General features: G+C 42.5%; 8 protein-coding genes. 2 read left to right on the plus strand and 6 right to left on the minus strand.

Annotation, left to right across the window (positions count from 1 at the left end; all coding sequences use genetic code 11):
• Positions 1 to 140 precede the first annotated feature (140 nt).
• A complete protein-coding gene (locus ACWATR_RS24050; protein WP_460338032.1) occupies positions 141 to 2,489 on the minus strand; it encodes a putative PEP-binding protein in 2,349 nt (782 codons plus the stop codon).
• Positions 2,490 to 3,280: 791 nt separating this feature from the next.
• Here ACWATR_RS24050 and ACWATR_RS24055 point away from each other — a divergent pair.
• Complete coding sequence (locus tag ACWATR_RS24055) at positions 3,281 to 3,757, plus strand: MgtC/SapB family protein (protein WP_460338035.1); 477 nt, start codon at positions 3,281 to 3,283, stop codon at positions 3,755 to 3,757.
• 8 nt (positions 3,758 to 3,765) lie between these two features.
• Here ACWATR_RS24055 and recF read toward each other — a convergent pair whose 3' ends face one another.
• Together recF and ACWATR_RS24065 are read right to left on the minus strand one after the other, a co-directional pair.
• The gene (recF, locus tag ACWATR_RS24060) at positions 3,766 to 4,887 is read right to left on the minus strand and encodes a DNA replication/repair protein RecF (RefSeq protein WP_460338037.1); all 1,122 of its coding nucleotides are present in this window, start codon (positions 4,885 to 4,887) and stop codon (positions 3,766 to 3,768) included.
• Between the two features lie 116 nt (positions 4,888 to 5,003).
• The gene (locus ACWATR_RS24065; protein WP_460338039.1) at positions 5,004 to 7,862 is read right to left on the minus strand and encodes a cation-translocating P-type ATPase; all 2,859 of its coding nucleotides are present in this window, start codon (positions 7,860 to 7,862) and stop codon (positions 5,004 to 5,006) included.
• 474 nt (positions 7,863 to 8,336) lie between these two features.
• Here ACWATR_RS24065 and ACWATR_RS24070 point away from each other — a divergent pair, with 474 nt between their 5' ends.
• Entirely contained in the window at positions 8,337 to 10,013 is a 1,677-nt protein-coding gene (locus ACWATR_RS24070; protein ID WP_460338041.1) for a transglutaminase domain-containing protein, read from the plus strand.
• Between the two features lie 87 nt (positions 10,014 to 10,100).
• Here ACWATR_RS24070 and ACWATR_RS24075 read toward each other — a convergent pair whose 3' ends face one another.
• The 3 genes from ACWATR_RS24075 to ACWATR_RS24085 form a co-directional block, all read right to left on the minus strand.
• Positions 10,101 to 10,799 carry a hypothetical protein gene (locus tag ACWATR_RS24075; protein WP_460338043.1) on the minus strand — a complete coding sequence of 233 codons (699 nt, stop codon included), beginning with the start codon at positions 10,797 to 10,799 and terminating at the stop codon, positions 10,101 to 10,103.
• Between the two features lie 10 nt (positions 10,800 to 10,809).
• Positions 10,810 to 11,472, minus strand: a complete 663-nt coding sequence (locus ACWATR_RS24080; RefSeq protein WP_460338045.1) for a hypothetical protein — start codon at positions 11,470 to 11,472, stop codon at positions 10,810 to 10,812.
• A 64-nt stretch (positions 11,473 to 11,536) separates the two neighbouring features.
• A complete protein-coding gene (locus ACWATR_RS24085) occupies positions 11,537 to 12,253 on the minus strand; it encodes a hypothetical protein (RefSeq protein WP_460338047.1) in 717 nt (238 codons plus the stop codon).
• Positions 12,254 to 12,394 lie beyond the last annotated feature (141 nt).

The raw sequence follows: 12,394 nt of genomic DNA on the forward strand, positions 1-12,394 counted from the left end.
ATCGCGTCTCTACAAATGGTTTATTTGTTGGATTCTTTTTTTAATTGGTGTTATAATTAAAAACATTTTAAATTTTTATATAACTCTGCTAATTTTAGATTTTTCCTTCAATCTAAAATCTAAAATTGAATCACTCTTAACTAATGCAGTTTTCGTCGTGCGGCTGCTAAAATTAGACGTTGTTCGGCACGAGCGATCGCTTGATATGTTCGCTCCACTGCTTCCGGTTCCACGGAAATGGAAGTAATACCCCATTCCACTAACTTATCGATGATTTCTGGATAGAGGGCTGGTGCTTGACCGCAGATTGAACAAGGTATGCCGGCATTTTTAGCCATTTGGATCAATTGAGCGATCGCACTCATCACTGCTGGATGACGTTCGTTAAATACTTTTGCTAGCTGTCCTTGTTCTCGATCCACTCCGAGCAATAATTGAGTCAGGTCATTTGTACCAATAGAAATTCCGGCTGCACCTGCTTTGACATATTCTGGCAATAAAAATAGGACGCTTGGCACTTCTGCCATCATCCACAATTGAAATTGCGCCACCTCGGTTAAAAGAGCTTGCTCAACTTTACGACGACAAAAGACAAATTCTTCGACAGTCCGCACAAAGGGCAATAGTAAGTTGACATTGCTGTAGCCAGCTTGCTGTACACTCGCCAAAGCTTGCAGTTCCAACTCAAATACTGCGGGATTTCGTAAATAGCTAAAAGTCCCGCGTTCACCTAACATCGACTGGGGAGAGGATTCTAAATTATCACTCAATGATGGTAAATCCTGCGATCGCCAATCTAAAGAACGATAAAAAACTGGTCTTGGTGCAAAGGCACGGGCAAACTGCATAATCTGCTCAGACCATAGCTCTAATAATTCTGCCTGACGCCCGCTTAAAATCCAACTATTAGGATGTTGCCCGTTCAATATATTTAGTACCATCAATTCTGAGCGCAACAATCCGACCCCATCCACAGGCAAGCTTTGCACTTGTTCTACTAAAGTGGACTGACTTAAATTAACCAGCAGTTGGGTAGCAATCATAGGTCGATGAAACGTAACAGCAGGATGGGGGGCTTTTGGCTTGGGGTGATGAGGGGAAAGAAGATTTTCTTCTCTTCCTTTCTCCATCTCCTCCTTTGAATCTCCTTTGATCCGATAAACTTCTCCTCTGTCGCCATCAAGCAGCAGTCGTTCGCCATTTTGAATTAAAGTGGTCGCAGATGTGGCGTTTACTACTGCTGTGATACCTAATTCTCTCGCCAGAATTGCCGCATGGCTGGTTAATCCCCCTTGTTCTGTGATAATACCAGCAACTTGTTGCAGTAATGGCAACCAATCAGGTGTAATTGTTGGTACTACTAAAATCACTCCCTTGGGTAATTGTTCGGGTTTCTGTTGCGGATTAATAATTACCAGGGCAGTTGCCACAACACGTCCTCCGGCTGCTCCTAGTCCCCGAATGAAGTGTAAGTGGGGAATTACAGATTGAGGAGGACTAACTTGTGTGATGTAGAGTTTGCCAGATGTATTGTGCCCAGCAATAGTCCATTTAATGGTGAAGGTTTTACCCAGTTCACTCACCAGTTGAGTTCCTAGAGCAATTATTTGTTGTAAGTATTGTTCTTGTAAAGAGTACTGTTTTTGTTGCACTTCCTGAAGTAGATAGGTACTCAGACAAGTGTGTTCTGTTGTTAGCACTGAGTTCGGCACGGGTTGCGAAAAAGCTCTAGGCGTTGCATCATCAACACCATAAGCCAGCATTTTATTGCCCAGTTGTTGCTCAAGCACAACCCCAGTTTCTTGTTGAATATAGTAGATATCTGGTTGGACTTCACCAAGAGCGATCGCAATTCCTAATCCCCAAGTAGCCTCAATTTCCCACCCAGAAGGGTTGGCTGTGAGCGAGCCACTGGCGATCGCATTCTCAACAGGTTGCACCAAAACGGCGAGATTAATTTGTTGCAGATTAATTCCTGAATGCTGCCAATATAATAAACTTCTCGCTCGAAATATCTGGCTCCAGGTGCGCTTTAGGGCAAAAGCGATCGCTTCGGGTTCGCACTCGCAAAATACCGACTCCAGCAACCCAGATATATTTTTCATGCCTGGGTTAGCAGTTGATACTGCTAAAGTCGGTCGAAGAATCAAACAGCCAGTTTGCCATTCTCTAGCTGCTTGGAAAATTGTACTCACCCACTCCTGTGGCACAGTCGCAGTGAGAATTTCTTGGCGCAAGCGACTAGCCACCTGCTGAAGTTGACGCCAATTAGTGACATCCAGGTGTAATGAAGAATGGGGTAAGTCAGCCACTAATGACTCTGAACTATTGAGATTTTCAAGAAATTGTCGTAAATTTTCCGCTGAAACCACAAAACCAGGCACTACCGGATAGCCACGCTGGATAATTTTGCTCAAGTAAAACGCTTTGTCACCTACCTTGGCGCGGTCTTGTAGTTTAATTTGGTCTAGCCAGTAGAGTTTATCCACTCAATTTGTTAGTTGTCAGTTGTCTATTTGTAGCCATAGCTATTCCCTCCTGGTACATTATCAGCCGTCAATCCACTGACTACTGAATCAGCACTCCTCAATAGGAATAGTTTCCAGCATTTACGTTGAATTTACCGACCTTGTTAGTGGCTAATTGCTCGTTACACGATGTATTACTGTAATTCAACTCCTTTGAAAATCAAATTTTTGCCTTCATTTTGCCTCCTTTCCCTAAAAGTAGGGGTTTAGTTCTTTTATGCTGACTTTTCACGGCATCTGGAAAACCTCTCTCTAAATCTCTCTCCTAAAAGGAGAGAGACTTTGAATTTCCCCTTCCCGCATCGGGAAGGGGGTTAGGGAGTTAGGTTTTTCGTGGACTTCTCCACATAACGTGAAAAGTCAGCTTTTATGAGATTCTACATGGCCGTATCATATTTAATTATTAGGTGTATGGGTTAAATCTAGCAATTTAAGGTAAAATTTTATAGCATGAGTTATTTAAAATAGCCCAAAAACTATTTAATAAACTTAAGATTCATATAGTTTGCCTACATTATGATCACTGCCATAATTTCGCAATGCAAACCTCAATTTATTGACAGAAAGAATATATTACTGAAAAATAATCCTAATAATGGAAGATATTAATTTAGTGGCTTAAAAAGCATTACTAAGTCGATAGAATCCAAGTACGAGATAGGCTATCGTACTAAACCCATTGGATTAAACTCCATTAATAAAAATATTACCAGTTAACCTAGTATATAGAATACTCTATACCAGACTACGCATTGTCAAACACTTACTACCTTGCAACTGATGATTGGCTGAATATAAGCTTCCGGCTATGCATTGCATTGCTTGTTGGAGCAATAATCGGCTTAGACCGCGAAATTAGACGCAAACCAGCCGGTTTAAGAACTCACATGCTGGTGAGTTTTGGTTCAGCCATTTTTATTTTGACAATTATGCAAACAGGAGGACTACAAACCAATCCTGATGAAGTTAGTCGGGTGATTGAAAAGGATGCAGTTAGCCGGGTGATTCAGGGGATTGCAACTGGTATAGGATTTCTCGGTGCTGGAGAAATTGTCCGCCAATCTTCCCAAGAATCACAGCGACTTGAAATTCACGGACTTACATCAGCAGCGGCGATTTGGGTTTCGGCTGCATTGGGAATTGCTGCTGGCTGCGGTTTATGGCAGTTAGGATTAATCGCTTCTCTGCTGACTTTTGTAGTTCTCAACGTTTTTAAAAGGTTAGAATAATTTATACATTACTGTGGGATTATTTCTCCTGCTTTCACAAAAAGAATTTGTGAGGACTTCAACCATTGTGAATCAAAAGAACCCAAGTGAGTGGTAGTAATTAGGGTTTGAAAACGATCTTGAATGGCATCAAGCAATTGATTTTGACGAGATAAATCGAGTTCGGCAAGAACATCATCAAGCAATAGCAACGGTGGCTCTTTGACGACTTCTTCAATTAATTGTAATTCGGCTAATTTTAAGGCTAGAACTAGCGTTCGTTGTTGACCTTGAGAACCGTATTGACGAGCAGGTGTCTGATTAATAGTTAATTCTATTTCGTCGCGATGGGGGCCAACAAGGGTAGTGCCTTGGTGCATTTCAGCGATCGCTCGCTGCTGAATTTTTGCTAAAAAAGCTTGTTGCACTTCCTCTAGACGGTTATCCTCTAAAGGAATATTTGGCACGTAATTAATTTGCAGAACTTCTGTACTGCCGCTAATACTGGCGTGCCAAGCACTTGCAATAGGAGCTAATCTTTGGATGGCGCGATCGCGTCTTCTAATTACCCTGGTTCCTGTGGTCGCTAACTGTGCATCCCACACCGCTAATTCTGAGTGTAGAGATGTTGCATCCAAGGTTTCTACATGGCGTTTTAAAAAGGCATTGCGCTGGCGTAACACATGGTTATACTGCTGCAAAATGTGAGCATAAACTGGTTCGAGTTGAATTAAGAGTGTATCTAACCAGTTGCGGCGACCTTCCGGGCCGCTGCGTACTAGGTCTAAATCTAAGCTGGAAAATTGGACTGCATTGAGAACGCCGAGAAAATCCATTTGACGGCGGATAGACTCGCCATTGATAGCAACGCTACGGCGACCATTGCGCCGGAGAGTTAAAGTAAGGTCACTAACGCCTGTTTGTCGCTCAAGGGTGGCATTAATTTGGGCTATGGCTTCTCCTTCTTGAACCAAATCGCGATCGCGGGTCATTCGGTGCGATCGCAATGTCGCCAACAACTCTACAGCCTCCAACAAATTCGACTTTCCCTGAGCATTATTACCTACCAAAATTGTTTTGGCAGCAGTAAACTCAACCTGCTGGTCTTGATAATTGCGAAATTGTCGGAGGTTTAGAGTTTTGAGGTACATGGTAGGGATTGGGGACTGGGGACTGGGTACTGGGTAATGGGGACTGGGGGATGAGGGGAATTATTGAACAAGTCTCTCCCTTGTCTCCCCTCTCTTCTCCATGCCCTATGCCCAATTTACACAGCCTTCTTGCCCATAATTCGCAAAAATATCTTCTCTGCTTCAATCCACACAAACATTAAGGCACTGAAGCCAATACAAACTCCCAATTCCTCTAGAGTCAGGTAGTGAGTACCAAAGAAATCTCGCAGGGGTGGGACGTAAACTAGCATCAACTGCAAAATCGTGGTGACGACAACAGCCGCTAATACAAAGATATTGGAGAAGGGATTCATCTCGATAGTCAGTCGGTTGTTAGAGCGAATGGCGATCGCATGACCCATTTGGGCAATACACAAGGTGGTAAATACCATTGTTTTCCAAGCATCAGGATTGCCCTGATACCCGGCAGCATGGGTATGTTGATAAGCCCACCACATTAAGGCAATGGTGATAATGGCAAAAATTATCCCAATGCGAATCATATAAGAACCTAATCCCCTGGCAAAAATACTTTCGCGGGGACTAAAAGGCGGACGTTGCATTACATCCGGTTCTGGAGGTTCCACAGCTAATGCCAAAGCTGGTAAACCGTCTGTCACCAAGTTCATCCACAGAATTTGTAAGGGGGTAAGGGGAACGCCTCCCAAACCAATTAGAGGTGCAGCTGCAATTGTCAGAACTTCACCAATGTTACTGCCCAGGATGTATTTAATAAAGCGGCGGATGTTGGTGTAAACAACTCTGCCTTCTTTGGTGGCGGTGACAATGGTGGCGAAGTTGTCATCAAGTAACACCATGTCACTGGCTTCTTTACTGACATCAGTGCCAGTAATGCCCATCGCAATACCGATATCAGCTTGTTTGAGGGCTGGGGCATCGTTAACACCATCGCCTGTCATCGCTACAAATCTGCCTCGGCGTTGCAGTGCTTGGACAATTCGCAGTTTGTGTTCTGGAGAAACCCTGGCATAGATGCTTACCAGGTCAACGTTTTGCTCTAATTCTTGGTCAGTCATCCGCTGCAACTCTTGACCAGTGAGCAGGCGATCGCCTTCTTGGGCAATTCCCAAATCAGTAGCGATCGCTCGTGCTGTTAATTGGTGGTCGCCAGTAATCATCACTGGGCGAATACCTGCTTCTCGGCACTCTTGGACAGCTGCCCTCACTTCTGGGCGTGGCGCATCTAGCATTCCCACCAATCCCAGCCACACTAAGTCTTGCTCAGATGTTTCGTCTGAACCTTCCGGTGGGATGTCCGCGAGGGGTTTGTAGGCAAAACCTAGCACCCGTAAACCTTTACTGGCCATTTGGTCATTTTCTGCCAAAATTTTCTGGCGTTGTTCTTCGGTTAAGGGGGCTGAATGATTACCCAAATGAATTTGAGCCGAACGTGCCAAAGTTAACTCTGGAGAACCTTTGGTAAACATTAAGTAAGGTTCAGATTGGAGAAAATTAGCGATCGCTGGGTCAACGCCTCTCGAAGACGCGTCACCTGTGGCGACTCCCTCCACCTGAGAAACCACGCTCATCCGCTTCCGTTCTGAAGAGAAGGGGAACTCCACTACACGAGGTAACTTATTGTTCCACTGGTCTTTTTCGATTCCGGCTTTCCCCGCCAGAGTGACTAACGCCCCTTCTGTAGGATCTCCCAAAATTGCCCATTCACCTTGTTCTTTTTGTAAGACCGAATCATTACAAACAGCACAGGCGACTGACAACGCTGTGATTTCTGGAGACTCCTCCAGGGAAATTGTTTGACCATCTAACTGAAAGTCCCCTGTGGGAGCATAACCTTCGCCGGTGACGCGAAAAGTTTTGTTATTGGTGGAAACGGATTGTACCACCATTTTATTTTGAGTCAGCGTGCCGGTTTTATCAGAACAGATAGTGGTTACAGAACCCAGTGTTTCTACTGCTGGCAGTTTGCGAATCAAGGCATTCTGGCGCACCATTCGCTGGGTTCCCAGTGCCAAGGTGACGGTAATTACAGCTGGTAGACCTTCTGGCACCACAGCAACCGCCATACTCAAGGAAACTTCCAAGAGTTCTTGGATGTTGCTAAAACCTCTTGCTTGGATCACACCGCCGACGACAACGATCGCCACCAGAATCAAAGAACCCGTAACTAGGACATTGCCCAGTTGAGTCATCCGCTGCTGTAAAGGTGTAGGTTCACTTTCCACAGACTGCAACATCGTGGCAATTTTGCCTAATTCTGTTGTCATGCCAGTGTTAGTTACTAGAACCTTCGCCCGTCCTTGGATGACTTCGGTTCCTTGAAATACTAAATTGATGCGATCGCCTAAATCTGTTTCTTCTGGCAATTTTAGGGTTGCCTGTTTATTCACAGATTGGGCTTCACCCGTCAATGCCGACTCACGCACTTGTAAATTCGACTGTTCGATCAAGCGTCCATCTGCGGCTATCTGCATCCCAGCTTCTAGCAGCATGACATCCCCTGGGACTAGTTCCTTGGCTGCTATTTCCACCAGTTTAGCGGCGCGGATGACTCGCACCAAGGGAGAAGTCATTTTTTTCAGGGCTGCCAAGGCTTTTTCGGCACGGCTTTCTTGGACGTAGCCGAGTATGCCATTGAGGATGACAATTGCCAAAATAGCGATCGTATCTTTAAATGGCACTTCACCGGGCTTCAAACTGCCCGATTGCAAAGCTATCAAGTCTAAAATCCCCGAAATCAGAGCTACGCCAATCAGCATCAACAACATAATGTTCTTGAACTGATCCAGCAGAATTTCCCAAGTGCTACGGCCAGCAGTTTCTTCGAGTTCGTTGGGGCCGTATTTTTGTAATCTCTGTTGAATTTCTTGGGGTGTTAAGCCACTGTCTGCGTTACTATCGAGCAGGTCTAACGCTTTATCAACTTCTAAACTATGCCAAACGGCGGCACCTTCAGGCAGAGAATTAGCAGACATCGTGTAAGTCACAGGAAATAGTTACAAAATTCGATCATAATTTAGTGATGGCAGGAATTCCATCTTCTAAAGTTACATTAAGGCGATCGCCCAGTTGTATGAGTGTATATGTAATTTTTAACATTTGTAAATTTATTCTTTTTTTAAGATAGTATTATTTCTCACGAAAGAGTTTATCGGAACACATTTTACTGATAATTATGAGTAATAGAGCTTTGAAGCTTTGTTACAGAGGATATGCCACAATTAATTTCAGGCTGCCATTGCTTTCATTTACATCCCGTAATCAATAGTTAGGATGCATGGCCCGATTGCATTTCTTCATTTTTAATTTTGTCGAAAGTTGAGCCATTCGCTTGTGTATTTCCCCGCTCAAGCGAATTGGCGTGCCAGTAGGGTTACCCGATTTAGCAAACTTTTCAAGACGAATTTTGAATTTTGAATTGCCCAGGCGTGCTAAACCATTCAAGAAATATGCTTAATATAAGTTTTGCACTCCCCACGACCGCAAGCCAGATGTTTGGGCAAAAGACAATTCGACCGCTTACTGCTGCTACCCTGTGTGGCATTACTTTCATCAAAGATAGGCTACTTGCCATTGACAGTATTAAAGGCCATCTACTGGAGATTGATCCGACCTCTGACAACAGCAAAATTCTCAATCCCCATCAAGTTAAAGAATTTACTGATGTCACTGGTCTAGCTGCATGGGAAGATACCCTGTGGGTGAGCCGAGAAAATAGTGTTTACTTGTGCAAGCTCAATGCTTTGGGTCTAGAACATTTTGTAACATTGCCTTATCCCGCTGATGGCGTTGCTGTTTGGGAAACAGCAGTTTATGTAAGTTGCCAAAGGCTGGGCTACATTCTGGTTTTTGACCGCGAAACGCGAAAAGAGATTACCAGATTTTATGCTCCTGGAGTTGGGATAGAGAATTTGGCTGTAACCCAGGAAATGCTATGGATTTGCGATCGCACTGAACAATCAGTTTACGCGATGGATAGAGCAACGGGAGAACTTCAATTTAGTGTCCTAACACCATTTGAATGTCCCACAGGTATTGCAATCCATAAAAATGACGAAACAGGACAAGAAAGTATTTACGTTGCCTACGCCTCAGAGGAGCCTTATATTCGGGATAATCCCAATGCTGATCCGAGTCATGAGCTAACCTTCCGCGATCGCACTTTTATTCATCCCCTGTATTATCATTACCAGCCAGATAAGTGTTACGCCCTCTCTAATGGCTATCTCATTGAAATGTCTTATGCTGAGGAAATTGCACCCTTAGACGAGGTTTATTTACCTGATGTGGAATGGCGTATCGCCCTACCATCGGAAACTGAGCGTCAAAAGGTGAAACACGTTGAAGCCATTGGTATACCCTTTACCGAAGAAGTGATAGAGGGGCAACGTGTAGCAGTATTTAAATTTGATTCTCTTACCCCAGGAGAACGGCATATATTTGGCTGGAAAGCACTTTTGGAAGTTCGGGGCATTAAGTATCGCATCACACCCAGAGATGTGGAAAACGTTCCCGAACTGTCTCCAGAATTGCAAACACGTTACCTAGTGGATGACGACGATTTAGCAATGGATACTACCATAGTTCGCCGTGCTGCTAGAGAAGCGATTGGTTCTGAAACCAATGTGCTGCGGAAAATGTATAGCATCCGCAACTACGTTTACGATCAATTATCTTACGGTATTAAACCTTACATTGACACGCCAGATATCGTTTTAGAACGGGGCGTTGGTTCCTGTGGTGAATATGTCGGCGTCTTACTTGCCCTAGCCCGTTTAAATGGCATCCCCTGCCGCACCGTAGGCAGATACAAATGTCCTCCTCATAGTGACTTACTAGGAGTACCGCTACAACCAGACTTTAATCATGTTTGGCTAGAATTCTATGTCCCGAATTTTGGCTGGTTGCCAATGGAATCAAATCCTGATGATGTGGGTGAAGGTGGCCCTTATCCAACGCGCTTTTTTATGGGCTTATGTTGGTATCACATTGAAATTGGCAAAGGCATCACCTTTGAAACCGTGACAAGTCAAGGTGCGCGACTAACCAAAGAAGATATCCCCATCGGTGATTTGGCGATTAATCATATCCGGTTCACAATTCTTAAAGAGTTACCAGATTTTTGAATTCGGGTATTGAGCATCCTGGAAAGGCGCTGAGAAAGCGAGTAGGGTGTGTTATGCCGTAGGCTAACGCACCTTAATACTCTCTGCTTAACCACAATTTTCGTCTATTTCTAAACTCTTATTCCTATTCAAGTATTCTTCAAATAATTCAAAAAATTTCTGTAGTGCCTCAGGCTCATCTACAGAATAGAAAAGAATTATTTTAGACCATGACTGACCTGAGTTAATTCCATATTTTTCTTCAATCCATGATTGAAAACCTTCAAATTCCCTTTCTGGCTCTGTTGGGAGTACGCCAACTTCTTTTCGAGCAAAACTATATCCTCGCAAAAGCATATCTAGTATAGTAATTGGTGAATTAGCTCCTAAATACATTCCTGGTCTTTTCTTTATATTATTTAGAATCTCATTGTAAATATCAAACTTAGGGAAACTCATATCCTCACTAAGCCTTAAAATATCTTCACTTTCTTGAACTTTTGAATTATTTTTCTGCTTTAAGAACTGCTCAAATTCTTCAAAAAACCTATTAAAAGCAGTTCGTTCACTTCCAGAGCCAAAGAGAATTATCTCAGCCCAAGACCGACTCACATTAGTTTTTGCTCTTTCTTGTATCCACTCTTGAAACCCTTCCATTCCACAAGAGGCTAGGTCAGTAAATCCTAGTGTGATTAGACCATCTATATAGCCAGTTAAGAATGAATCAAGACAAGTAATTGATGGCTTGTCTATGTAGATAACTGGATTTTCTTTAATGTTTTGGAGAAGTCTAAAGAGATTATTCATGCTGATTACTTCAATTCAATTTCAAGTATTCCTCAAACAATTCAAAAAATTTATGTAGTGCCTCATGCTCGTCTACAGAATAGAAAAGAATTATTTTAGACCATGACTGACCTGAGTTAATGCCATATTTTTCTTCAATCCATGATTGAAAACCTTCAAATTCGCTTTCTGGCTCAGTTGGAGGTACGCCAACTTCTCTTCGAGCTAGACTATATCCTCGCAAAAGCATATCAAGTCTAGTAATTGAACTTCTACCTAAGAACATACCTGGTCTTTTCTTTATGCCCTTTAAAATCTCGTCATAAATATCAAACCGAGGAAATATCAAATTCTGACGAAGCCTTAAAACGTCTTCACTTTCTTGAGTTTTTGAATCATTTTTCTGTTTTATAAACTTTTCAAATAGTTCAAAAAAACTATAGAAAGCACTTCTTTCACTACCACAGTAAAATATAAGTATTCCAGCCCAAGATTGAGCCACATTAGTTTTTTTTCTTTCTTGTATCCATTCTTGAAATCCTTCCATTGGGTAGCCTTCAGGAGTTAATCCTAAGTCACTTATTTGACCTAAATACCCACCTACAAAGAAATCAAGACAAGTAATTGATGGCTTATCTATATACATGACTGGATTTTCTTTAATCTTTTGGAGAAGCGTAGAAAGCTCATTCATGCCAGCAACCTCTAATTTGATGAATATTTAGTAATTGAACAGCCGTATCACGCGTTTATTGAAGTCAATCTTTCCTATCACGAGGGAATGAATTATCTGGCATTGTATCAGCACGAACCACATCGCTAATCCATTCTCCCTCAACATTGTTGTTAGAATAATTTGCATAATCATCCCATGTCATAGTGTCACCAGTTGAGTATTCATAAATGACTCCACGATCTTGATTATTACCATCTCCATCATTTAAACGAATCCAGGTTACATAATCACCAGATGGAGGATAACCACCACCGAATTCAATACTTGGAGGTTGAGCTAAACTTCTAATTGCCCCTGCTACAGGTCGCCAACTTCGATAATGATGAGTTACAAATTTATCGGGAAAACCAGGCTTCCTATAATGTACTGTTTGGTGAAATTTGTAATTATAAAGAACTGAAGATTGACCTTGTGGGCCACAAACCAAATTAAGTGGGAAAAAAGAACAATATCTCTCATCAGCTTTATTTGGAACCTGCTCATTTTGAGCTTTAGTTGTGCTAATTGCAGCCTTTGCAACAGAAGCTAATTCCAAGCCAGTAGCGGCACATTTAGGTTGAACAGCACAAGCGTCTGAAGACAACAGCAATGCATAAACAGGTTGAGGTAAAATCCCCTTAAATATTAGAAATAAAATAAACGCCGAAATTCCTACTAATCTAAATACAGATTTATTTGCGGTTAATCGCACTAATCTTAACTCCTTACAACCAAAGATAAAAATCGGTGTATCTGACATCTAGGTTGTCTGATAGGAGAAGAGAATTAGTCCAGTAAAAATACGAGTATTTAGTAGATTTTTTTGAAAATTTAACCAAGGTAAATAAATAAACTATAGCAGTTCTCAGTTGTGTGAAATACAGACCTAACCCCCAGCCCC

Source organism: Nostoc sp. UIC 10890 (assembly GCF_054786515.1).

What these genes read in the sequence shown, in the direction of transcription:
- ACWATR_RS24080 (WP_460338045.1), bottom strand. Translation starts at nt 11,472, where the DNA reads ATGAATGAGCTTTCTACGCTTCTCCAAAAGATTAAAGAAAATCCAGTC.
- ACWATR_RS24075 (WP_460338043.1), bottom strand. Translation starts at nt 10,799, where the DNA reads ATGAATAATCTCTTTAGACTTCTCCAAAACATTAAAGAAAATCCAGTT.
- recF (WP_460338037.1), bottom strand. Translation starts at nt 4,887, where the DNA reads ATGTACCTCAAAACTCTAAACCTCCGACAATTTCGCAATTATCAAGAC.
- ACWATR_RS24085 (WP_460338047.1), bottom strand. Translation starts at nt 12,253, where the DNA reads ATGTCAGATACACCGATTTTTATCTTTGGTTGTAAGGAGTTAAGATTA.
- ACWATR_RS24070 (WP_460338041.1), top strand. Translation starts at nt 8,337, where the DNA reads ATGCTTAATATAAGTTTTGCACTCCCCACGACCGCAAGCCAGATGTTT.
- ACWATR_RS24065 (WP_460338039.1), bottom strand. Translation starts at nt 7,862, where the DNA reads ATGTCTGCTAATTCTCTGCCTGAAGGTGCCGCCGTTTGGCATAGTTTA.